Here is a 23,546-nt window from a genome sequence, read left to right as displayed (position 1 = left end):
TAGTCTCCTGACATTCCTGATATTTCTTGTCATGCCGGTGGAAAATCCACCGGCAGGCACCGATCTGCAATGGCCACATTGACCGGGGCGCATTACAAATCTTTGATATTTCCTGCTTCCATCTCGCGGAAATATTTCACGGTTTTCATTTTCAATTCCATTGTCGCAGGTTCATCACAAACGACGACGGCTTTAGCATGAAGCTGCAGACAGCTGATGGTCCACATATGGTTCACATTGCCTTCGACTGCGGCTTGTAGCGCCTGAGCTTTCAGGTGCCCGGTCACCAGGATCATCACTTCTTCCGCGTCCAGCAGTGTACCAACGCCAACGGTCAGCGCGTATTTTGGTACCTGATCCACATCACCCCCGAAGAAGCGTGAGTTCGCGATGCGGGTATCATGGGTCAGCGTTTTAATGCGGGTACGGGAGGCCAGTGATGAAGCGGGTTCGTTAAATGCAATGTGCCCGTCGTTGCCTACACCGCCCATAAACAGATTAATTTTACCGTAAGAGCGGATTTTCTCTTCATACTGGCGACATTCTGCGTCAATATCCGGGGCATTACCATTGAGCAGGTTGATGTTTTCACTTTGAATATCAACATGATCAAAAAAGTTTCGGTACATAAAGCTGTGATAGCTTTCCGGATGCTCTTTCGGCAGGCCGACATATTCATCCATATTGAATGTTACAACGTGCCTGAAGCTGACCTGGCCCGCTTTATGCATCTCAATAAGGTGTTTGTATGCTTCAAGGGGCGTTCCCCCCGTTGGCAGACCAAGCACAAACGGGCGCTCTTCGCTAGGGTTGAACGCATTGATACGGTTAACGATATGGCGTGCGGCCCATTTCCCGACCTGGGTTGGCGTTGCCAGAGGAATCAGTCTCATGTTGCACCTCGTATTAAGCAGAGTTGGAATAGGTTAAAGCGGTGCTCTGTTTAAGCTCGCGGTAAGCGTAACGCGATTACGGCCGGGCAACAGAGGGAATTATCCGCTTTGATTTTTCGAATCATAAAATAAGTTTGTGATGTTAGCCAGTCGCATGCTAACAATATTGCGTTTTTTGGTGATTTTTATCACATAAACGGTGCTTTAATTTGCGAAGCGAATTAATTTTTTTTTACACTTCACCTCGTGGTGTGTGTAGTGTCGAACTGATTTAGAAAAAGCCGGAAAAAAAACAGACGGTTTTTGCTGCCTTAACGGGTCTCACAGGGGGAAATGGTGAATATTTTAGGATTCTTTCAAAGATTAGGGCGGTCGTTACAGCTGCCAATTGCAGTGCTGCCGGTGGCTGCGCTGATGCTGCGCTTCGGCCAGCCTGACTTACTCAATATGCCGTTCATCGCGCAGGCGGGTGGGGCCATTTTTGATAACCTCGCGCTGATCTTCGCTATCGGTGTGGCTTCGACCTGGTCCAAAGACAATGCGGGTGCTGCTGCACTGGCTGGTGCTGTGGGTTACTTTATTCTGACTAAAGCGATGGTGACCATCAACCCAACGGTCAATATGGGTGTACTGGCGGGGATTATCACGGGCCTGGTGGCAGGCATGACCTATAACCGCTGGGCGGACATCAAACTGCCTGACTTCCTCAGCTTCTTTGGCGGCAAACGTTTCGTCCCAATCGCGACGGGTTTCTTCTGTCTGATCCTGGCGGCCGTGTTTGGTTACGTCTGGCCACCGGTGCAGGCGGCTATTCATGCCGGCGGTGAGTGGATCGTTTCTGAAGGCGCCTTTGGTGCCGGTATCTTTGGTTTCGTTAACCGTCTGCTGATCCCAACCGGTCTGCATCAGGTTCTGAATACTATCGCCTGGTTCCAGATTGGTGAATTCACCAACGCGGCGGGTGCGGTATTCCACGGTGACATCAACCGCTTCTATGCGGGTGACGGCACGGCGGGGATGTTTATGTCCGGCTTCTTCCCGATCATGATGTTCGGTCTGCCGGGCGCAGCACTGGCGATGTACATGGCGGCACCTAAAGCACGCCGTCCAATGGTTGGCGGTATGCTGCTGTCCGTTGCTGTTACGGCGTTCCTGACCGGGGTGACCGAGCCGCTGGAATTCCTGTTCATGTTCCTGGCGCCAATGCTGTACCTGATCCACGCCTTACTGACCGGTATCAGCCTGTTTGTGGCAACCTCTCTGGGGATTCACGCCGGGTTCTCATTCTCTGCGGGCGCTATCGACTATGCCCTGATGTATAAACTCCCTGCGGCCAGCCATAACGTCTGGATTCTGCTGGTGATGGGGCTTATCGCCTTTGTGGTTTACTTCGTGCTGTTCAGTGCGGTCATCCGCATGCTGAACCTGAAAACGCCGGGCCGTGAAGATGAAGGCGACCTGGTGGTAAAAGATGAAGCCAACAGCAATACCGAAGAGGGATTAGCTGACCTTTCCCGCCAGTACATTGGTGCAATCGGTGGTTCAGATAACCTCAAGGGAATTGATGCCTGTATTACCCGTCTGCGTCTGTCGGTAAAAGATGCCTCGCTGGTCAATGACGCGCAGTGTAAACGTCTCGGTGCTTCCGGGGTGGTGAAACTGAACAAACAGACTATCCAGGTGATTGTCGGTGCGAAAGCCGAGTCGATCGCCGAAGAGATGAAAAAACAGATTGCTAAAGGTCCGGTGGCGGCAGCGGCCGTTGCCACGGCAAATGTTGTACCAGCAGCACCTGCACCGCAGGCTGTGCCGAACGCGGCTAAAGGCGTCATCGGTACGCTGGTGGCTCCGGTTAGCGGTACGGTGGTTGCCATCGAACAGGTGCCGGATGAAGCCTTCGCCAGTAAAGCGGTAGGTGACGGTCTGGCGATCAAACCGACCGGAAGCACTGTAGTGGCTCCGGCTTCCGGTACGCTGGTAAAAATCTTTAATACCAACCATGCGTTCTGCCTTGAAACCGAAAACGGTATCGAAATTGTGGTGCATATGGGGCTCGATACTGTTGCGCTGGAAGGCAAAGGCTTTACCCGCCTGGCCGAAGAGGGCTCAACGGTGGTGGCCGGCCAGCCTGTACTGGAAATGGACCTTGAGTACCTCAATGCGAACGCGCGTTCAATGGTGAGCCCGGTCGTGGTCAGCAATATCGATGATTTCGCTGGTTTAACCCTGCTGGCGGGCGATACGGTGGTGGCAGGTGAGACCCGTTTGTATGAAATTAAGGGCTAAGCCACACGGCTAAAGCAACGATAAAAGGGCGGGAAGCGATTCCCGCCCTTTTTTTATGTGAATCCGGCAACAAACGGTTGTTTCCCCCCCTCGCTTTGTGGATCATACTCCGTTATTTCGTAGCTAATTTGCGCCATGCATTATTGAGGAAATTGAGATGAGTGAGGCTGAAGCCCGCCCAACTAACTTTATTCGTCAGATCATCGACGAAGATCTGGCGAATGGTAAGCACGCCAGCGTGCATACCCGCTTCCCGCCTGAGCCGAACGGTTATCTGCATATTGGTCATGCAAAGTCGATCTGCCTGAACTTTGGCATCGCCCAGGATTATCAGGGGCAGTGCAACCTGCGCTTTGACGACACTAACCCGGTAAAAGAAGATCTGGAGTTTGTTGAGTCAATCAAGCGTGACGTTCAGTGGCTTGGTTTCGAGTGGAGCGGTGAAGTACGTTACTCATCTGACTATTTCGAGCAGTTACATGATTACGCCGTTGAGCTGATTGCTAAAGGTCTGGCCTATGTTGACGAACTGTCCCCGGAGCAGATCCGTGAATACCGCGGCAGCCTGACGTCAGCGGGTAAAAACAGTCCGTTCCGCGACCGCAGCGTTGAAGAGAACCTTGAGCTGTTTGCAAAAATGCGTGCGGGTGGTTATGCCGAAGGTACCGCCTGCCTGCGTGCTAAAATCGATATGGCCTCTAACTTTATCGTGCTGCGCGACCCGGTTATCTACCGGATTAAATTTGCCGAACATCATCAGACGGGCAACAAGTGGTGCATCTACCCGATGTATGACTTTACCCACTGCATTTCCGATGCGCTGGAAGGCATTACGCATTCGCTGTGTACGCTGGAGTTCCAGGACAACCGTCGCTTATACGACTGGGTACTGGATAACATCACCATTCCGGTACATCCGCGCCAGTATGAATTCTCTCGTCTGAACCTTGAATACGCCATTATGTCCAAGCGTAAACTGAGCCAGCTGGTGACAGAGAATGTGGTAGAAGGGTGGGACGACCCGCGTATGCTGACCGTTTCTGGCCTGCGTCGCCGTGGCTACAGCGCGGAATCTATTCGCGAGTTTTGTCGCCGCATTGGCGTGACCAAACAGGACAATATTGTTGAGATGGCGGCGCTGGAATCCTGTATCCGTGACGACCTCAATGAGAACGCCCCGCGTGCGATGGCGGTGATGGATCCGGTCAAGGTGGTGATTGAAAATCTGCCTGCGCATCACGACGAAGTGATCACCATGCCGAATCACCCGAGCAAACCGGAAATGGGCACCCGCGAAGTGCCGTTCAGCCGTGAGATCTACATCGATCGCGCTGATTTCCGCGAAGAAGCCAACAAGCAGTATAAGCGTCTGGTACTGGGTAAAGAAGTGCGTCTGCGTAACGCCTATGTGATCAAAGCCGAGCGCGTAGCGAAAGATGACGAAGGCAATATTACCTGCCTGTTCTGTACCTGCGACGTGGATACCCTGAGCAAAGATCCGGCCGACGGCCGTAAAGTGAAAGGTGTGATCCACTGGGTGTCTGCGGTTCACGCGCTGCCGGCGGAATTCCGTCTGTACGATCGCCTGTTCAGCGTGCCTAACCCGGCGGCGGCAGAGGATTTCCTTGCCAGCATTAACCCTGACTCACTGGTTATCCGCCAGGGCTTTGTTGAGCCGGGTATGCAGCAGGCTGAAGCATCAGCGCCGTATCAGTTTGAACGCGAAGGCTACTTCTGTGCCGACAGCGTCTATTCCAGCGCCACGAAACTGGTGTTTAACCGCACCGTTGGCCTGCGTGATACCTGGGCAAAAGCGGGCGAGTAAATCGCTTAGCGGCTGAACAAAAAAAGGGCGATGATTCGCCCTTTTTTTTATCCTGAAATGATGGTCACTCTTCATCTACCCCAGTAAATATTCTTTCTGATTGCGATCAACGTGCTACCCGTGCGTCATTGCGCTGGGTAAACGTCTTGCAGCGAGCGGATTACTGTACTAGTTCGCGAGTGTGATTATGTGTAGACTATGCGGCATTATTGCCATTGAGCCAGTGGATTATCCCGGTAAAGGGCATGTTTTTTTCTGCTTGCGCTAAGGGATCGTCATGGCTATACCGGCTTCTGCTGTTCGTCTACCTTCCACCCTGTGGGGCACGTTAATCATCAGTGGCACCATTATCGGTGCCGGCATGTTTTCCCTGCCTGTGGTGATGTCCGGAGCCTGGTTCCTGTGGTCATCCGCACTGCTGATCGTGACCTGGTTTTGTATGCTGCTTTCCGGCCTGCTGTATCTTGAAGCCAGCCTGCATTATCCCGCCGGGGCCAGTTTTGATACTGTCACGCGCGATCTGCTGGGACGCGGCTGGAATCTGGTTAATGGCCTGTCGGTGGTGTTTGTACTCGGTATCCTCACCTATGCCTATATTTCTGCCAGCGGGGCCATCATTCAGCGCAGCCTGAGCCAGTTAGATATCGCGATGTCGGCGCGCGTGGCCGGGGGACTGTTTACGCTGCTGGTGGCGCTGTTTATCTGGCTGGGAACCGCAGTGGTCAGCCGCATGACGCTGATTTTCCTCGGGGCGAAGGTGATTACCTTCCTGATGATTTTTGGCGGCCTGCTGTGGCATATCGAACCCGTTAACCTGCTCGACAGCCAGGCGGCAGACAGCCATTACCTGCGCTATCTGTGGGCAGTCGTACCGTTCTGCCTGGCGTCCTTTGGCTACCACGGCAATATTGCCGGGCTGGTGGCTTACTACCGCAAGAATGCGACGCGCGTCAGCCGTTGCCTGATTTACGGCACGCTGCTGGCGCTGGCTATCTACTTCATCTGGATCGTTGGCACCATGGGTAATATCCCACGCCATGATTTCAAAGCTATCGCGGCGCAGGGGGGAAATATCGATGTGCTGGTGGGGGCGCTGTCTGGTGTACTGCACAGTCCATATCTCAACCTGCTGCTGGATATCTTCTCTAATTTCGCCGTTGCCTGCTCTTTCCTTGGTGTCAGTCTGGGTTTCTTCGACTATCTTGCCGATCTCTTCAAGCTGGATAACTCTGCCAGCGGGCGGCTGAAAACCACCGTACTGACGTTTATATTGCCGTTAGCAGCGGCGCTGATCTGGCCGAACGGTTTTTTGCTGGCAATTGGTTACGCGGGGCTGGCTGCCACTGTCTGGGCGGTGGTGACCCCTGCACTACTGGCCCGGCAGTCACGGCGTCGTTTTGCTCAGGCAGAATGGCGGGTAAGGGGAGGGATGCTGCCGATTGTACTGGTGCTGCTGTTCGGTGGGTTAAATGCGCTGGTCTCTCTGCTCTCCTATGGCCACTTTCTGCCGGTATTTGGTGAATAACAGATTACAGCCGGTGTTGTTTCATAAAATATCATCCGGCTGTTGATTTGTGCTGTTGATCATACTTTCAGGTTTTATTATTCATTGTTATTGATAATTCGCGTCGCGAAAAATATTATAAAAAATAACACACAGCTTTTACTATTATAAGTTTTGTCGTTTTTATTGGATAAGGATTATTCGATGATTTTCAATGCCACTGGACGGCAGACGCTTTTTGCGTTATTAGCTGTTCATTATTTACTGCTGCCATTTTTTATTCCCTTACCTGCCGTCGCCTCCGGTTTTGTTGATGATTCATCCTTAAAAGGAACGCTCTATTACTGGCAGCGGCAGCGCGACCGCAAAGAGCAGGATCCCGTCAGTGAGCATTTTGGTCAGTATCAGCAAAATCTTCATCACTCAACGTTTAACGCCTCGCTCGATTACAGTTCAGGCTATGCTGCTGAAATAATTGGTGTTGATCTCGCCGTTTTTGGTGCGCTGGAGATGTTTAACGGTGGCCCTGCCGCGCCGAATGAAATCGGCTTCAGTGATGCAAAGACTCGCTGGGAAGAGCGCTGGACCGGCGACAAAAATGGCGCCAGCCTTTATAAGGCCACAGTAAAATTAAAATATGATGATCTCTGGTTACACGGCGGCTATTTGCAGCCCGATGGACAGACATTGCTCGCACCGCACTGGAGCTTTTTACCCGGAACGTATCTCGGTGTGGAAACGGGTTATAGCATCGATTTTGCCGAAGCCGGAGCACTGTCATTCTCCTATATGTGGAGTGACCGTTATAAAGCACCCTGGTATGAAAATATGTACAATTTCCGTAAGGCAGATGGCACCACCGCTATCAGCTACCTTCACTCCATTGGGTTTAAATATGATTTTAAAAACAGGCTGATAATCGAGGGGGCCTTCGGCCAGGCCGCCGGATATATGGATCAATATTTCAGCAAACTCTCCTATACCTTTCCTGTTGCCGGCAATGATTTACACAGTAGTTATCAATTTTATGGTGCAAAAGATAAAGAACATGGCGCTGCTGCTAACGTGAACGACGTTTATGACGGTCTGGCCTGGTTACAGGCGCTGACTTTAGGATACAGCGCAGGGCCGTTTGATTTTCGTCTTGAAGGAAGCTGGGTAAAGGCTGAAGGGAATCAGGGCTTCTTCCTGCAACGTATGACACCGGGCTACGCCTCTTCAAATGGTCGCCTGGATATCTGGTGGGATTCACGTTCAGACTGGAACGCTAATGGTGAGAAAGCGCTGTTTGCCGGAGTGATGTATGACCTGGCCGGTTGGCAGTTGCCGGGACTGGGCGTGGGGGCTTCCTGTGCCTGGGGCTGGGGGGCGAAACCAGCCAATAATCCTGTTTATGATCGGAGCACCAGGCTAAAAGAATCAGCGTGGAATCTCGATCTCCTTTATACCATCCAGTCCGGTGTCGCCAAAGGGACGCTGTTTAAACTGCACTACACCCGTTATGACAATCACAGCAATATTCCCAGCTATAGCGGTGGCTACAACAATATTTTCCAGGATGAAAAAGACGTCAAATTTATGGTGATAGCGCCTTTTACCCTGTTCTGATCTCCCCGACATTTCCGGAGTATGGATATGAAAAAAACGCTGGTTATCACAACGATAGTTACCGCGCTCTGTGCCTGTTACAGCCTGACCACGCAGGAGCGAGAGGCCTATCGTCACTGCATCAACCAGGCCGACGGGAAAACAGTGAAAATGCAATCCTGCCGCCGGTTGTTGGATGTTTTGTCCCGGCAGCCTCAGCATCAGGACTTTGCTAAAAAAGAAACCGTGCGCGTGCTGGACTACCAGCGCTGCCTGGATGCTGAAAAGATGGGCGGAGGCGAGGCTATCGAAAGCAGTTGCGGACAATTATGGAAGGAAATTCAGCAGTCTAATCAATAAATAACAGGGAGGGGTGCCGTAATGAAATGGCAAAAAATGAGTTTACTGACGATCGCTGTGGTGATGAGTCTGGGTAACGGTTCAGTGATGGCCGACCGTTCGCTGGTCGAACAAATCAGCCAGTTTGGCGTGAAGTATCAGGTAACTGACAATCTGGCGGCATCACATGGCGTGAATTGTGCGATGCTTGGCGCCGACTTTGCTTCCTGCAATCGTGCAACGATTACGCTCACCAATAACGGCCCGGCGATTACCCGCAGAGACTGGGCCATCTATATGAGTAATGTGCACAAAACGCTGGCGGTAGAGAACGATCAGTTCCGTATGGTGCATATCGTCGGTGATTTAACGCGACTGGAACCGACTGAGAAGTTCCGCGGTATCAGTGCGGGGGCCTCCATTACGATCCCCATCATTAACGAATACTGGCAGCTATTTAGCACGGATGTGATGCCGCGCTGGTATGTCACCTCTGGCGATGCGCAGCCTAAAATTATCAGCGTGACTGATACTGACGATCTGAACAACTTTGTCGTTCCATTGGGTGAACACTGGAAGCGTATCGCGGAAGATAAAAACATTCTGATGATGCCCGCCAGCCGCTTTGAGAAAAACAGCGATATTGCACTGCTTCCCGCCAGCGCACTGCGCGGTCAGATTTTACCCACTCCGCTGAAGGTTAACGTGTTGCCTGAAGATGCTGACCTGAGTCAGGGAGTCAGCCTGAATTTGACCACGCTGTCATCAAATCAGGCCGAAGCTGTTGCACAACGCTTTAAACTGCTCGGCGTGCCGCTGAATGCTGCTGGCTACCCTGTGACCACACGAATTGATGTGACAAAATTCGACCGTAATTCACCAAAATCAGGGGCGTATACCCTCAGCATTAGCCAGAAAAAGGCGGAGATCGTCGGCTACGATGCCCAGGGGGTGTTTTATGGTTTACAGTCGATTCTCTCCCTGCTGCCTGCCGATGGCAGCAACAAGATTGCGACGCTGGAAGCTGTTGATGCGCCGCGGTTTGCCTATCGCGGTGTTTTCCTCGATGTTGGGCGCAATTTCCACAGTAAGGCCGTTATTCTGCGCATGCTGGACCAGCTTGCTGCCTGGAAGATTAACGTTTTTCATTTTCATCTGACTGATGACGAAGGATGGCGTATTGAGATTCCAGGCCTGCCGGAGCTGACCACCGTGGGGGCCAGACGCTGTCACGATCTGAGTGAACAACACTGCCTGTTACCGCAGCTGGGTTCTGGTCCCTTCAGTAACACCAGCGGAAGCGGTTTCTTCAGCCGTGACGACTATATTGAAATAGTGAAATATGCAGATGCCCGTGGAATTACGGTGATCCCTGAAGTGGATATGCCGGCACATGCCAGAGCCGCTGTGATCTCCATGGAAGCACGTCATCAGCGGTTGATAAAAGAGGGCAAGGTCAGTGAAGCCAATGAATACCGGCTTATCGACCCGACGGATAACTCGAATACGACGTCCGTTCAGCTTTACGATCGCACCAGCTATCTCAATCCCTGCCTGGACTCTTCGCTGCACTTTGTTGATAAAGTGATAAGCGAAATTCAGGCCATGCATCAGCAGGCCGGGCAGCCGCTGACACGCTGGCATTTTGGCGGCGATGAGGCAAAAAATATCCACTTTGGTCCCGGCTACAGCGATATTCTTCCCGGTCGTGCGGAAAAAGGAAAAGGGCTGCTTGATTTGAGCCGTGAAGATAAGCCGTGGGCAAAATCACAAGTCTGTCAGAAGATGATAAAAGCGGGCAAGGTCGCTGACTTCGCCCACCTTCCCAGCTATTTTGCGCTGAAGGTCAGCCATCTGGCTAAGTCTCACGGTATTGACCGTATGCAGGCATGGCAGGATGGCCTGAAAGATGCCCGCGATGCAGGGGAGTTCGCGACAAAGCAAGTAGCCGTTAACTTCTGGGATACGCTTTACTGGGGAGGGTACGACAGCGCCAGCGACTGGGCGAATAAAGGCTACCAGGTGATCATCTCTAACCCTGACTATGTCTATATGGATTTCCCCTATGAGGTTAACCCGCAGGAGCGGGGTTATTACTGGGGAACGCGCTTCAACGATGAACGTAAGATATTCAGCTTTGCACCAGATAACCTGCCGCAAAATGCTGAAACCTCGGTCGATCGCGACGGAAATACCTTCAGTGCCAGGTCTGATAAAGCCTGGGCAGGCGCTTACGGCCTGTCTGCCCAGCTGTGGAGTGAGACGGTACGTAGCGATGCTGATGTCGACTATATGATGTTCCCGCACGTGCTGCCCGTAGCTGAACGTGCGTGGCACCAGGCGTCATGGGAGCAGGATTACCAGGCGGGCAAAGAGTATATCGGTGGTAAAACTGAGTTCGTCGATCGCCAGGCTCTGCGCCAGGACTGGCAGCGTTTTGCTAATATTGTCGGGCAGCGAGAACTGGCAAAACTGGATCGGCGCGGGATTGATTACCGTGTGCCACAGCCGGGTGCACATATCATCGGAGGGAAACTGCAGGCAAACATTGCGTTACCGGGCCTGACCATTCAGTACAGCACGGATGCTGGAAAACGCTGGCAGCGTTACGATGATGACCATCAGCCAGAGGTCGCGGTGGGTGAGGTGCTGATACGGGCAGTCAGTGCCGACGGGCTGCGTTACAGCCGTGAAGAGCGGTTATAGCAGGCATAAAAAAACCGGTGGCTGAGCCACCGGTTTTTACACTGAACCTGGCAGATTATTTATCGTGCAGCGTCTCATCTTCACGACAGTCGCCCAGAGAACAGTGACCATAAAGATACAGACTATGGTTACTCAGTTTGATACCGTGACGCGTAGCGATCTCACGCTGACGCTCCTCAATATATTCGTCTCTGAATTCAATGACTTTACCGCAGTCCAGGCAGATCAGATGATCGTGGTGGTGCTGCTGGGTCAGTTCGAAAACGGATTTACCGCCTTCGAAGTTGTGGCGGGTAACGATCCCCGCGTCATCAAACTGGTTCAGCACGCGGTAAACCGTGGCCAGACCAATTTCTTCGCCCATATCAATCAGGCGTTTGTACAAGTCTTCCGCACTGACGTGATGGCCCTCTGGCTCCTGAAGCACTTCCAGAATTTTCAGTCGGGGAAGCGTGACTTTCAGGCCGGCCTTCTTTAATGCGGTGTTATTGTCAGTCATGCGGATATTGTCCTGTTACTTTGCTAGTCACTTAGTGGCTGAAAAGCCCTGAACATCGGTCGGCGCTAAGAACGAGTGCGTTTCAGTATAGAACTGATACTGCGAAATGAAAACCAAAAGGGATGCCTGAAACCGCAAGGGATGTAAGGATAAGTGTCATTACATCCAGGGAAGCGCGCGCCCGAATTATGTCAGGTTAACATTTCGATCTGCCTCATCTCATCGCCCTTTGGGCGACTCACGTCCTTCAAAAAGGGGCAGGCGCTGAGAAAGCGGGTAACCGATGGGGTTATTGTACAGTTTTGCAGGTGAAAGTTACAAACATGTATCTATTACTTCTATAGGAAAAACCACTTTCTTGATGTGAGATACCTCCCACATCAAGTGGTTGTGGTTATGCTTCGATGATGTCTTGCAGCTGAAGCTCATCAAAAATCTGTTTTACCCACCGATCAACACGCTCGTTGGTGAGTTCAGGCTGGCGATCTTCGTCAATGGCCAGGCCTAAGAAGTGGTTGTCATCAGCCATGCCTTTAGAGGCTTCGAAATGATAGCCCTCACTTGGCCAGTGACCAACGATCACCGCACCGTTCGGCTCGATGATGTCGCGAATAGTGCCCATTGCGTCGCAGAAATACTCGGAATAGTCTTCCTGATCGCCACAGCCAAACAGCGCCACCAGTTTACCGTTGAAGTCGATCTCTTCCAGCGTCGGGAAGAAGTCATCCCAGTCGCACTGGGCCTCACCGTAGTACCAGGTGGGGATGCCGAGCAGCAGAATATCAAAGGCTTCAAGGTCTTCTTTGCTGCTTTTAGCAATATCACGAACTTCTGCAACATCTTTCCCCAGTTGCTTCTGGATCATTTTTGCAATGTTTTCGGTATTACCTGTATCGCTACCAAAGAAAATGCCGACGAGTGCCATGAGTTTAATAACCTCTTGAATCTTAATGATATGGAGACTGCTGATTTTTCGCAGATAGCGTTAATGATAACAGACCGCTGTGAGCGGATAAACGAGTAATACTGCTGGTTTTGTCGCTGAGTGCTAAGGCCCGGATACGCTCAGGGCTGATGGCGCTGCAACTGTTCCAGCAGCATCTCTTCAATCAGCTCGCTGCGGCTCATATTACGCTCGAAAGCCAGCTGGTTCAGGACATCTACCGCCTCGCTGTTCATTTTCAGCTCAACGCGTTTCAGGCCGCGCACTTTATCACGCTTAAGCTGATTGCGTTTATTGATACGCAGCTGCTCATCACGCGTTAGCGGATTGGTCTTGGGTCGCCCCGGGCGCCGTTCATCTGCGAACAGATCGATCGTCGTGCGGTCCGTGTTCTCTTTTGCCATAGGAATCGTCGTACTGAAAGGCTGGATTACTGATGAATAGGGCCGTTGTGCCGTCTGAATAATCAGCAGCGGCAAAATTTTAGCGCGCCATCATACCCCAGCGAAAGTGGTGACGACAATCATTTATCCCCTTCATTCTTCAAGCTGTTGGTGCGCTGGCGACGGCCATTCACCCCAGCCACATCATTATCTGTGCCCCTGGGGACTCATGGCCTTGCCGCCTGCCGGAAACGCGAATGATTTTGGGGATAACAATCAGAGGAGATTATTGTTTTTACAGCGCAAAAAAACGGCGAATTGCACGTAATACCGCATCAGGCTTCTCAGCATGCACCCAGTGTCCGGCACCGGCTATCACATGCGCGCGTGCCTGCGGGAACTGTGCCAGCAGTGCATCGCGGTATTCATCTGCCAGATAGGGGGAGCGTTCCCCGCGAATGAACAGTGCCGGATGTGGCCAGGCGGGAAGAGGTTGCCAGCTGATAAGGGTGTCATAACAGGCCAGCAATACCGGGACGTTGAAACGCCATTCCCCGTCATGAAACGATTTGAGCAAAAACTGGATCACACCTTCTTCGTCAATCGTTTGACGCATCAGTGCTGTAGCCTCGCTGCGCGTGGCGATCCCCGCCTCTGTCACGGCATTTAATGCGCTAAAAATAGTGTCGTGGTGGCGGGTGGTGTAGGCCACCGGTGCAATATCAATCACGACAATTTCAGCCACCCGATCGGGGGCCAGGGCAGTCAGCGCCATGGCGATTTTACCCCCCATCGAATGGCCGATAACACTGAAACGATCGACCTGCAGTGCGTCAAGCGTATCCAGCACATCCTGTGCCATCAGCGCATAATCCATCTCTGGGGCACGCGAAGATAAACCATGATTGCGCACATCAAGTTGAATCAGTCGGCGATCGTCTTTTAAACCTCTGGCCAAAACGCCCAGGTTGTCCAGGCTGCCAAACAGGCCGTGGATCAGAACCAGCGGTAGCCCGTCAGTAGCGGATTGTTCAGATTGCAGGCGGAAATTCAAATTCATTGCGAAAGTTCTTACAGTTGACAGGAAGGCTTAGGGTATCATGGATCCCACAATTTCTGCCGCTGGTGCGAATAACGAATATGATCTTTTTGCGGCATATTCCTACTTTTGCCCTGAAAAGGGTAAGGCGCTACACCCCGGCTGGATTTAACTTTATAATCCTGATGTTAGAACTGGGCAGGTTAATCACCGTGAGCATGACGAAAGTGTTCGTCTTTCTGCCACCCGGTTCTGATACAAGCACTAACCGTACTGGATAAAGATGAAAACGATAGAAGTCGACGAAGAGCTATACCGTTATATTGCCAGCCACACTCAGCATATTGGTGAAAGTGCATCAGATATTTTGCGCCGCATGCTGAAATTCACTGCCGGCCAGACTGTTTCTGCAGCGGCCAGTGCTTCCGCTGTTGCGACAGACAAAGCCTCAGCGGCTCAGGCTGTTAGCGCTGAATCCCGACCGCAGGATCGTGTCCGTGCGGTGCGTGAACTGCTGCTTTCGGACGAGTATGCGGAGCAGAAGCGTGCAGTAAATCGTTTTATGCTGATTCTATCGACTTTATACAGTCTGGACGCCAAAACGTTTGGCGCAGCGACTGAGTCTCTGCAGGGGCGTACCCGCGTTTACTTCGCGGGTAACCAGCAAACGTTAGTTGAGAATGGCACCCATACTAAGCCGCAGCACGTTCCTGGCACGCCGTATTGGGTGATCACCAACACAAATACTGACCGCAAACGCAGCATGGTGGAACACATCATGCTGTCGATGCAGTTCCCGGTGGAACTGACAGAGAAAGTTTGCGGTACCCTCTAACTGAAGCGTCAGGGAGAAGCGCCAATGGCCAATCACCCCCGTGCCGGGCAACCCGCCCAGCAGAGCGATTTGATTAACGTTGCACAATTAACATCTCAATATTATGTCCTGCAGCCTGAGCTGGGTAATGCAGAGCATGCGGTGAAATTTGGCACTTCCGGCCATCGCGGCAGCGCGGGTCGTCACAGCTTCAATGAGACACACATTCTGGCCATCGCGCAGGCGATTGCAGAAGAGCGTAAAAAGAACGGTGTGACCGGCCCTTGCTACGTGGGTAAAGATACCCACGCGCTGTCAGAACCGGCCATCATTTCGGTACTGGAAGTGCTGGCCGCTAACGGTGTTGATGTGATCGTTCAGCAGGATAACGGCTATACGCCAACGCCTGCGATCTCTCATTCGATCCTCGAATACAACAAAGCGGGTGGCGCGCAGGCAGATGGCATCGTGATCACGCCTTCGCACAACCCACCGGAAGACGGCGGGATTAAATACAATCCGCCCAACGGTGGTCCTGCCGATACTAACGTCACTAAAGTGGTGGAAGATCGTGCCAATGCGCTGATCAAAGAGGGTCTGAAGGAAGTGAAACGCATCACGCTGGATGAGGCATGGGCCAGCGGTCACTTAACCGAACAGGATCTGATCCAGCCTTATATCGAAGGTCTGGCGCTGATCGTTGATATTCCGGCCATTCAGAAAGCCGGTCTGAAAATTGGCGTCGATCCACTGGGCGGCTCCGGTATTGCATACTGGCAGCGTATTGCGGAATTCTACAATCTTGACCTGACCATCGTTAACGATGCGGTCGATCAGACCTTCCGCTTTATGCACCTCGATCACGACGGTGTGATCCGCATGGACTGCTCGTCTGAGTCTGCGATGGCTGGTCTGCTGGCACTGCGTGACAAGTTTGATCTGGCCTTTGCCAACGACCCTGATTATGACCGTCACGGCATTGTCACGCCGGCAGGCCTGATGAACCCTAACCACTATCTGGCGGTGGCGATTCAGTATCTGTTCCAGCATCGTCCACAGTGGGGCAATGACGTCGCCGTCGGTAAAACGCTGGTCTCCAGCGCGATGATTGACCGTGTGGTTGACGATCTGGGCCGTAAGCTGGTGGAAGTGCCGGTAGGCTTTAAATGGTTCGTGGATGGTTTGTTTGACGGTAGCTTCGGTTTTGGTGGCGAAGAGAGTGCAGGGGCATCTTTCCTGCGTTTCGACGGCACGCCGTGGTCTACGGATAAAGACGGTATCATCATGTGCCTGCTGGCCGCCGAAATTACTGCGGTAACCGGTAAGAACCCACAGCAGCACTATGACGAGCTGGCAAAACGCTTTGGTGCGCCAAGCTATAACCGCATTCAGGCACCTGCCAGTTCTGCCCAGAAAGCAGCGTTGTCTAAACTGTCGCCAGAAATGGTCAGTGCCGATACGCTGGCAGGCGATCCTATCACGGCGCGCCTGACAGCGGCTCCGGGTAACGGGGCATCTATCGGTGGTCTGAAAGTGATGACCAAAAACGGCTGGTTTGCTGCGCGTCCGTCCGGTACTGAAGATGCTTACAAAATCTATTGTGAAAGCTTCCTTGGTGCTGAACACCGCCAGCAGATTGAGAAAGAAGCGGTAGAGATTGTCAGTGCCGTGCTGAAAAACGCCTGATCCGACAGGCTGACGCAATAAGGGCTCACTCAGTGAGCCCTTTTTTTATGGCATAAAACGGTAACCTACGCCGGTTTCGGTCAGCAGATGCTGCGGCCGGGCAGGGTCAAGCTCCAGTTTCTGGCGCAGATGGCCCATATAGATGCGCAGGTAGTGGCTGTGCTCAACGGCATTCGGCCCCCAGACCTGGGTCAGCAGCTGGCGCTGGGTCATGACCTTGCCGGGATGATTAATCAGACTGACCAGCAGGCGAAATTCAATCGGTGTCAGGTGCAGATCCTCGGCATCACGCGTCACGCGGCGTGCGGCAATATCCACGCTAACGCGGCCAAAGTTAATCTGCCTGGTGGCATCGTCATTTCCCTGCTGAGGGCGATGCCGTAGCGCGACGCGCACCCGCGCCAGCAGCTCCCCTACGCCAAAAGGTTTGGTAAGAAAGTCATCAGCCCCGGCATCCAGCGCGGCAATTTTATCCTGCTCGTCGCTGCGGGCGGAGAGTACGATAACCGGCATACTGCTCCACTGGCGTACTTCCCGGATAAACAACGTACCATCGCCGTCCGGCAGGCCGAGATCGAGTATGACCAGTTCCGGCTTACGCGTGGCGGCTTCGATTAAACCGCGACTCAGGGTTTCGGCATCAACCACGCGAAAACCTTCCCCTTCCAGCGCCACGCGCAGAAAACGACGGATCTCTTTTTCATCTTCAACAATAAGAATGGTGGGCACATGACCTCAACTGATAACCGTATAAATGAAGGAGCACCTTAACAGGTTCTAATTTAGCAAAAACGGAGCAGGGCGTCTGTGATTGTGCGGTTTTCCCTGATGTTGTTAATAAAAGGATCGTGTTTGCGCGAGAATCTGTGAATATTTAACGAAAATGTAACCTTCTTTCATTTTAAAGGGAGAAGGTGGTTTTTTTTTCATCAAAAGTGGTCTGATCAGTAGTAAAAATACATCTGAAGAGGTATTATTTTGCTCAGATTACACACAGCCACTTTTTCTTCATTTCAGGAGGACGTATGAGTCTTTATCATAACTATTCATCTACTCGGATTTTCATGCGTCGTGCTGCGGCGCTGGTCATCGGCATTGTTGCATTGCCCGTAATGTTGTTCCGCGCTGACCGCGCACGTTTCTACAGCTATCTGCACCGCGTGTGGGTAAAAACCAGCGATCAGCCCGTCTGGCTGGCGCAGGCAGAAGCGGCGGGTTGCGATTTTTATTAAATAAATCTGCATCCCCCTGGAGCCACCGCCGTAAGATTTGGCTCAAATTTCACTGATCCCGCCGTCTGGCGGGATTTTTTTTGCCTGTTAACCGCCATTTTGCGCTACACTCAAATCTGTACAGGATATTTGAGGTTGTATAATTATGGGCGATAAAATTCCGGTTGGTATCAGTGCCTGTCTGTTAGGTGAACGAGTCCGTTTTGATGGCGGCCACAAGCGTAATGAGTTCGCGGCTGAACAACTGGCGCCCTTCCTTCGCTATGAACCGGCTTGCCCGGAAATGGCCATTGGTCTGCCTACACCCCGCCCGGCGTTGCGCCTCACCGAGGAGCGAGCGGATGGCGCGATTTCCCTGTGCTTCAGTAACGGACAGGATGCCCCCGTGACGGACAGGATGACGGCGTACTCGAAGGAGAAAATCAGCCATCTGCGTCATCTCTGCGGTTATATCGTCTGCGCCAAATCCCCCAGCTGCGGCATGGAGCGGGTGCGTATCTATCAGCCTGACAATAATAACAACCGCAAGGCCGGGACCGGTGTGTTTACCCGTGAACTGATGGATCAGATGCCCTGGCTACCGGTGGAAGAGGATGGACGCCTGCACGATCCGCTCCTGCGAGAGAATTTTGTCGCCCGCGTTTATGCTCTGCATGAATTTAACCAGCTCTGGGCCAGCGGGCTGACCCGCGCCAAACTGATGGCCTTTCACACGCGTTACAAACTGCTGCTGCTGGCCCATTCTCAGCCTGCATACCGCGAAATCGGACCGTTTGTTGCGAAGATGGATCAGTGGGACTCCCTGGACGCATTTGCGCTGGAATATCGTCAGCGGCTGATGGACCTGATGAAAAATGTGGCATCACGCCGCAACCACACTAACGTTCTCATGCATGTGCAGGGTTACTTCCGGCGCGACCTGACCCCGTCTCAGCGCCAGGAGCTGGCCGGACTGATTGACCACTACCGTCAGGGAATTCAGCCCTTGCTGGCGCCCATTACCCTGCTGAAGCACTATATGGCGGAATACCCACATCCGTGGCTGGCCGGGCAGCGCTATTTCTCACCTTATCCGGAAACCTTACGTCTGCGTTACGGACATTAGTCTCAGGGAGCATTATGACGACTCATCTTGTCTGGCTGCGCAACGATCTGCGCATCAGTGATAATCACGCGCTGCACGCCGCCTGTCGTTCAGAAGACGCCAGAGTCATTGCCCTTTTCGTCGCCACGCCCGGACAGTGGTCTTCACACCATATGGCGCCGAAACAGGCGGAGTTTATCTGGCAAAGCCTGCAGGACGTGCAGCAGTCGCTGGCGCAAAAGGGTATCCCTTTGCATCTCGTACAGTGCGATGATTTCAGCGCGTCGGTGGCTCTGCTGCAGAAATTTTGCCAGGAACACCATGTTGACCGCCTGTTCTATAACTACCAGTACGAAGTCAACGAACGTCAGCGTGATGCTGCCGTGGAACGAACGCTGCAGGATGATGGCGTGGTGGTTCAGGGGTTTGATGACAGTCTGCTGTTGCCGCCTGGCAGCGTCCTGACCGGTAATCGGGAGATGTACAAAGTCTTCACGCCATTCAGCAAGGCGTTTGTCAAACGTCTGCAGGAAGGGCTGCCAGAGTGTTTGCCTGCTCCTGGCATCAGGAGTAGCGGGGCGATAGAAACAACAGATCGTCCCCTGCAATGCTTTGATTACCCGCGGGAAGAGAGTGACGCGAGCTTATTCCCGGTGGGAGAGAAAGCGGCCATCGCCCGCCTGCGTGAGTTCTGTCAGCAGCCGGTGACGCTTTATCCCGATCGGCGAGATCTTCCGGCCGTTGACGGTACCAGCCGCCTGTCGGTCTATCTGGCGACCGGCGTACTCTCCCCGCGCCAGTGTCTGCATCGGCTGCTGAAACAACACCCGCAGGGGCTGGCGGATACCCGGGTTTTCGTCTGGCTGAATGAGTTGATCTGGCGCGAGTTTTATCGTCATTTGCTGGTGGCTTACCCTGCGCTCTGCCGCCATCAGCCCTTTACCGGCTGGACCCGGGACGTTAAATGGCGTGATGACCCGCAGGGGTTGCAGGCATGGCAGCAGGGAAAAACCGGGTATCCGATCGTTGATGCTGCCATGCGACAGCTCAATACGCTGGGCTGGATGCACAACCGTCTGCGCATGATCACCGCCAGCTTCCTGGTGAAAGACCTGTTAATTGACTGGCGCGAAGGCGAACGCTACTTCATGTCGCAGCTGCTGGATGGCGATCTGGCGGCCAATAATGGCGGCTGGCAGTGGGCCGCCTCAACCGGTACTGATGCCGCACCTTATTTCCGCATTTTTAACCCCACCACCCAGGGCGAACGCTTTGACAAGAGCGGCGAATTTATCCGCCACTGGCTGCCTGAACTGCGCGACGTTCCGGAAAAATATATCCACCAGCCGCATGAGTGGGCAAAGAAAAGTCAGCAAAGTCTCGATTATCCATCCCCGATAGTGGAACATAAACAGGCACGCCTGCAAACCCTGGCTGCCTTTGAGGCAGCACGAAAAAAGACGGACTGATTATGCTGAATACTGAACTCGAACAGCGGGTTAACCAGCTGCTGAATACTGCGGACTTCAAAGACTATGCTCCTAATGGCCTGCAGGTTGAAGGCCGCAGCGAGATTAAAAAAGTGATCACCGGCGTCACCGCCTGCCAGGCTCTGCTTGATGAAGCAGTGCGTTTACAGGCCGATGCGGTCATGGTGCATCACGGCTATTTCTGGAAAAGCGAAGCGCCTGTGATTAAAGGCATGAAACGCCAGCGCCTGAAAACCCTGCTGGTGAATGATATCAACCTGTTTGGCTGGCATCTTCCGCTGGATGCGCACCCGAAGATCGGCAATAACGCCCAACTGGCCAGACTGTTTGGCATTGAGGTCAAAGGCGAAATCGAGCAGTTGCTGCCGTGGGGCGAACTGGCCCAACCGGTCAGTGGCGCAGAGTTTGCTCAGCGCATCGGCACGACGCTGGGGCGTGAACCGCTGCACTGTGGTGACAATGCCCCCGCTCTGATCCGCCGCGTGGCCTGGTGCAGTGGTGGTGGTCAGGGATATATCGATCAGGCGGCAGCCTTTGGCGTTGATGCGTTCATCAGCGGTGAAGCTTCCGAGCAGACAATCCACAGTGCCCGCGAACAGGGGCTGCATTTCTTCTCTGCCGGTCACCACGCCACCGAGCGTGACGGCATTAAAGCCCTGGGCGAATGGCTGGCTCAGGAGCACGGCCTGGATGTCACCTTTATTGATATTAACAATCCTGTCTGACCCCGCCTGACCCGTCAGCGCATTCACATGAGTGCGCTGACGGTTGACTCCGTTGCAACAATTCCGCATAACTATCTGTCATATCTGCAATTAACGCTATTCACCCTCCCTGGGCGGCACGATTTTTGCCTCTGAAGTAAGGGTTTTATTTCATTTTTCAATTTTCAGGAGGCGCCTTGTGCAACGAGCACGTTGTTATCTGTTAGGCGAGCGGGCTGTGGTACTGGAGCTGGAACCGCCGGTATCGCTTGCCAGCCAGCAGCGAATCTGGGGGCTGACGCAACGACTTCAGGATCGCCCCGAAGTGATCGAAGTGGTGCCGGGGATGAATAACATCACCGTGATGCTAAGCGATCCGCAGCAAACGGCACTGGATGCGATTGAATGGTTACAGCAGTGGTGGGAAACCAGTGAGTCGCTGGAGCTGGAGTCGCGCCTGATGGAAATCCCGGTGATCTATGGCGGTGATTCAGGCCCGGATCTTGACGAGGTAGCTCATCACAGCGGCATGAGTGCAACGCAGGTAGTGGCCTGCCACGCCTCGGTGGACTACGTGGTCTATTTTATCGGCTTTCAGCCGGGCTTCCCGTATCTCGGTGGTCTGGATGAACGGCTTCATACGCCGCGCCGCGCCGAACCACGCGTGCTGGTCCCGGCCGGTTCGGTAGGGATTGGCGGCAGCCAGACAGGCGTTTATCCCATGGCGGCTCCGGGTGGCTGGCAGCTGATAGGCCAGACGCGAACAGCCCTGTTTACCCCTGAGGCGCACCCTCCGGTGCTGCTGCGCCCTGGCGACCGCGTGCGATTTGTACCGCAAAAGGAGGGCATATGCTGACAATTATTCGTGCCGGGATCAGTACCAGCATTCAGGATGGCGGCCGCACAGGCTGGCGCAAATACGGTATCAGCCAGGGGGGCGTGCTGGATCATCCGGCGATGCAAACCGCCAATATGCTGGTCGGCAATGCCCCGGACAGCGCGGTGCTGGAGATTACCCTGGGTCAGTTCTGTGCCGAATTTCAGCGCGATGGCTGGCTGGCACTCACCGGCGCAGGCTGCCATGCCGAGCTCGATGGTAAACCGGTCTGGACCGGCTGGCGCACGGCGGTGAAAAAGGGTCAGCGTCTGACGCTAAGTCTGCCGCAGCGTGGAATGCGCAGCTACCTGGCGCTTGATGGGGGGTATGTCATTGATGAACGTCTGGGGTCTGACAGTACTGACCTCAAGGCCGGATTCGGTGGTTTTGCCGGGCGCAAACTGGAAGAGGGCGACCGGCTGCGGCTGGGTGAACCGACCCGTCACTTCCATCAGCCAGCGGGAGTACGTCAGCTGTTGTGGGGTAATCGGGTACGCGCCTTACCGGGTCCGGAATACCATGAGTTTAGCGCAGAGAGCCAGGAAGCCTTCTGGCGCAGCGCGTGGCGGCTTAATCCGCAAAGTAACCGCATGGGATATCGTTTGCAGGGCCAGGCATTACAGCGTGAGGTCTCCCGCGATTTACTGTCGCACGGGCTGCTGCCGGGCGTTGTGCAGGTCCCGCCTAACGGTCAGCCGATCGTTCTGATGGCGGATGCGCAAACTACCGGGGGATATCCGCGCATTGCCTGCGTGATCGAAGCCGATCTGTATCATTTGGCACAACTGCGCCTGGGTGAGCCGATCCACTTCGTGCCCTGTACGCTGGAGGAAGCGCTGCGTGCCAAAAGCGAGCAGCAACGTTCACTGGATCATATGGCCTGGGGGTTAGCGGATGAAAGTCGATCTTAATGCCGATCTCGGCGAAGGGGCAGGTAACGATCGTGAGTTACTGCAACTAGTCTCTTCAGCTAACATCGCCTGTGGTTTCCATGCGGGCGATGCGCAAACGATGTTGCAGTCCGTACGTTGGGCACGCGAATTCGGCGTCGCCATTGGCGCGCACCCCAGCTTCCCTGACCGTGAAAACTTTGGCCGGACGGCAATGCAGCTCCCGGCGGAAACGGTCTATGCCCAGGTGGTGTATCAGACGGGGGCGCTGAAAGCCCTGACGGAAAGCGAAGGGGGCCGACTGGTTCACGTCAAACCTCACGGTATGCTTTACAACCAGGCGGCGGGCGATCCGCAGCTGGCAGAAGCTATCGCGGCGGCGGTGAAAGCGGTTGATCCGGCGCTGATACTGGTCGGGCTGGCGAACAGCGAGCTGATTCGTGCCGGAGAACGCCACGGATTAACCATCCGCCAGGAGGTTTTTGCTGACCGTGGTTATCAGTCTGACGGGGCACTGGTTCCGCGTGGACAGCCCGGTGCGCTGGTGGACAGCGACCAACAGGCAATCAGCCAGACGCTGGCGATGATCCAACAGGGTCAGGTGCAAAGCGTTAGCGGAGAATGGGTGAAGGTGCAGGCCGACACGGTATGCCTGCACGGTGATGGCGCACATGCGCTCGACTTTGCCCGCCAGCTGCGTCAGGCATTCAGCCAGCAGCAGATTGCCGTGACCAGCGGCTAACGTTACTCATGACGCTCCGGCCA

At 53.7% G+C, this 23,546-nt stretch carries 21 protein-coding genes; 15 read left to right on the top strand and 6 right to left on the bottom strand.

The window, feature by feature from the left end; all coding sequences use genetic code 11:
- Nucleotides 1-92 precede the first annotated feature (92 nt).
- Nucleotides 93-893, bottom strand: a complete 801-nt coding sequence (gene nagB, locus ABEH87_RS08180) for a glucosamine-6-phosphate deaminase (protein ID WP_346575560.1) — start codon at nucleotides 891-893, stop codon at nucleotides 93-95.
- Nucleotides 894-1,229: 336 nt separating this feature from the next.
- Here nagB and nagE point away from each other — a divergent pair, with 336 nt between their 5' ends.
- The 6 genes from nagE to ABEH87_RS08150 all read left to right on the top strand — a co-directional run bounded on the left by nagE (nucleotide 1,230) and on the right by ABEH87_RS08150 (nucleotide 11,140).
- Entirely contained in the window at nucleotides 1,230-3,179 is a 1,950-nt protein-coding gene (nagE, locus tag ABEH87_RS08175) for a PTS N-acetyl glucosamine transporter subunit IIABC (RefSeq protein ID WP_346576188.1), read from the top strand.
- Between the two features lie 157 nt (nucleotides 3,180-3,336).
- Complete coding sequence (gene glnS / locus ABEH87_RS08170) at nucleotides 3,337-5,004, top strand: glutamine--tRNA ligase (RefSeq protein ID WP_346575559.1); 1,668 nt, start codon at nucleotides 3,337-3,339, stop codon at nucleotides 5,002-5,004.
- A 277-nt stretch (nucleotides 5,005-5,281) separates the two neighbouring features.
- A complete protein-coding gene (mtr, locus tag ABEH87_RS08165) occupies nucleotides 5,282-6,529 on the top strand; it encodes a tryptophan permease (protein WP_346575558.1) in 1,248 nt (415 codons plus the stop codon).
- Between the two features lie 183 nt (nucleotides 6,530-6,712).
- Nucleotides 6,713-8,116 carry an OprD family outer membrane porin gene (locus ABEH87_RS08160; protein WP_346575556.1) on the top strand — a complete coding sequence of 468 codons (1,404 nt, stop codon included), beginning with the start codon at nucleotides 6,713-6,715 and terminating at the stop codon, nucleotides 8,114-8,116.
- A 27-nt stretch (nucleotides 8,117-8,143) separates the two neighbouring features.
- The gene (chiQ, locus tag ABEH87_RS08155; RefSeq protein WP_346575554.1) at nucleotides 8,144-8,455 is read left to right on the top strand and encodes a ChiQ/YbfN family lipoprotein; all 312 of its coding nucleotides are present in this window, start codon (nucleotides 8,144-8,146) and stop codon (nucleotides 8,453-8,455) included.
- A gap of 21 nt (nucleotides 8,456-8,476) precedes the next feature.
- Nucleotides 8,477-11,140: a beta-N-acetylhexosaminidase gene (locus ABEH87_RS08150; protein WP_346575552.1), complete on the top strand. Its 2,664-nt coding sequence runs from the start codon at nucleotides 8,477-8,479 to the stop codon at nucleotides 11,138-11,140.
- A gap of 55 nt (nucleotides 11,141-11,195) precedes the next feature.
- On the opposite strand, the gene fur is transcribed toward ABEH87_RS08150, so the two are convergent.
- The 4 genes from fur to ybfF form a co-directional block, all read right to left on the bottom strand.
- Nucleotides 11,196-11,639, bottom strand: coding sequence for a ferric iron uptake transcriptional regulator (gene fur, locus ABEH87_RS08145; protein ID WP_062748415.1), 444 nt, complete (start codon nucleotides 11,637-11,639; stop codon nucleotides 11,196-11,198).
- Between the two features lie 394 nt (nucleotides 11,640-12,033).
- Nucleotides 12,034-12,564 carry a flavodoxin FldA gene (gene fldA, locus ABEH87_RS08140; RefSeq protein ID WP_346575550.1) on the bottom strand — a complete coding sequence of 177 codons (531 nt, stop codon included), beginning with the start codon at nucleotides 12,562-12,564 and terminating at the stop codon, nucleotides 12,034-12,036.
- 140 nt (nucleotides 12,565-12,704) lie between these two features.
- A complete protein-coding gene (gene ybfE, locus ABEH87_RS08135) occupies nucleotides 12,705-12,986 on the bottom strand; it encodes a LexA regulated protein (RefSeq protein ID WP_346575548.1) in 282 nt (93 codons plus the stop codon).
- Nucleotides 12,987-13,260: 274 nt separating this feature from the next.
- Nucleotides 13,261-14,025: an esterase gene (ybfF, locus tag ABEH87_RS08130; RefSeq protein WP_346575546.1), complete on the bottom strand. Its 765-nt coding sequence runs from the start codon at nucleotides 14,023-14,025 to the stop codon at nucleotides 13,261-13,263.
- Nucleotides 14,026-14,287: 262 nt separating this feature from the next.
- Between ybfF and seqA the strand changes: the two genes are divergently transcribed.
- Complete coding sequence (gene seqA, locus ABEH87_RS08125) at nucleotides 14,288-14,839, top strand: replication initiation negative regulator SeqA (RefSeq protein WP_346575544.1); 552 nt, start codon at nucleotides 14,288-14,290, stop codon at nucleotides 14,837-14,839.
- Between the two features lie 24 nt (nucleotides 14,840-14,863).
- Nucleotides 14,864-16,504 carry a phosphoglucomutase (alpha-D-glucose-1,6-bisphosphate-dependent) gene (gene pgm / locus ABEH87_RS08120; protein ID WP_346575543.1) on the top strand — a complete coding sequence of 547 codons (1,641 nt, stop codon included), beginning with the start codon at nucleotides 14,864-14,866 and terminating at the stop codon, nucleotides 16,502-16,504.
- A gap of 45 nt (nucleotides 16,505-16,549) precedes the next feature.
- Here the strand turns inward: pgm and kdpE are convergent, their stop codons facing one another.
- Nucleotides 16,550-17,233 carry a two-component system response regulator KdpE gene (gene kdpE / locus ABEH87_RS08115; RefSeq protein WP_346575541.1) on the bottom strand — a complete coding sequence of 228 codons (684 nt, stop codon included), beginning with the start codon at nucleotides 17,231-17,233 and terminating at the stop codon, nucleotides 16,550-16,552.
- 296 nt (nucleotides 17,234-17,529) lie between these two features.
- Between kdpE and ABEH87_RS08110 the strand changes: the two genes are divergently transcribed.
- The 7 genes from ABEH87_RS08110 (at nucleotide 17,530) to pxpA (ending at nucleotide 23,523) form a co-directional block, all read left to right on the top strand.
- Nucleotides 17,530-17,736 (top strand): YbfA family protein, encoded by a 207-nt coding sequence (locus ABEH87_RS08110; protein WP_346575539.1) that lies wholly within the window; start codon nucleotides 17,530-17,532, stop codon nucleotides 17,734-17,736.
- Nucleotides 17,737-17,881: 145 nt separating this feature from the next.
- Nucleotides 17,882-18,841 carry a 2-thiouracil desulfurase family protein gene (locus ABEH87_RS08105; RefSeq protein WP_346575537.1) on the top strand — a complete coding sequence of 320 codons (960 nt, stop codon included), beginning with the start codon at nucleotides 17,882-17,884 and terminating at the stop codon, nucleotides 18,839-18,841.
- Nucleotides 18,842-18,855: 14 nt separating this feature from the next.
- Nucleotides 18,856-20,289, top strand: coding sequence for a deoxyribodipyrimidine photo-lyase (gene phrB, locus ABEH87_RS08100; RefSeq protein ID WP_346575535.1), 1,434 nt, complete (start codon nucleotides 18,856-18,858; stop codon nucleotides 20,287-20,289).
- A gap of 2 nt (nucleotides 20,290-20,291) precedes the next feature.
- On the top strand, nucleotides 20,292-21,035 hold the full coding sequence (locus ABEH87_RS08095) for a type 2 GTP cyclohydrolase I (protein WP_346575533.1): 744 nt from the start codon (nucleotides 20,292-20,294) through the stop codon (nucleotides 21,033-21,035).
- A 178-nt stretch (nucleotides 21,036-21,213) separates the two neighbouring features.
- Nucleotides 21,214-21,870 carry a 5-oxoprolinase subunit PxpB gene (gene pxpB, locus ABEH87_RS08090; RefSeq protein ID WP_346575531.1) on the top strand — a complete coding sequence of 219 codons (657 nt, stop codon included), beginning with the start codon at nucleotides 21,214-21,216 and terminating at the stop codon, nucleotides 21,868-21,870.
- On the top strand, nucleotides 21,864-22,802 hold the full coding sequence (pxpC, locus tag ABEH87_RS08085; protein ID WP_346575529.1) for a 5-oxoprolinase subunit PxpC: 939 nt from the start codon (nucleotides 21,864-21,866) through the stop codon (nucleotides 22,800-22,802). The genes pxpB and pxpC overlap by 7 nt, the downstream gene beginning before the upstream one ends.
- Nucleotides 22,786-23,523, top strand: coding sequence for a 5-oxoprolinase subunit PxpA (gene pxpA / locus ABEH87_RS08080; protein ID WP_346575527.1), 738 nt, complete (start codon nucleotides 22,786-22,788; stop codon nucleotides 23,521-23,523). The genes pxpC and pxpA overlap by 17 nt, the downstream gene beginning before the upstream one ends.
- The last annotated feature ends 23 nt before the right edge of the window (nucleotides 23,524-23,546 follow it).

This window comes from Erwinia sp. Eh17-17, from assembly GCF_039675725.1.
Taxonomy (GTDB): Bacteria; Pseudomonadota; Gammaproteobacteria; order Enterobacterales; family Enterobacteriaceae; genus Erwinia.
Note: the sequence above shows the minus strand (reverse complement) of the source record. Positions and strands in the feature narration are given on the sequence as shown.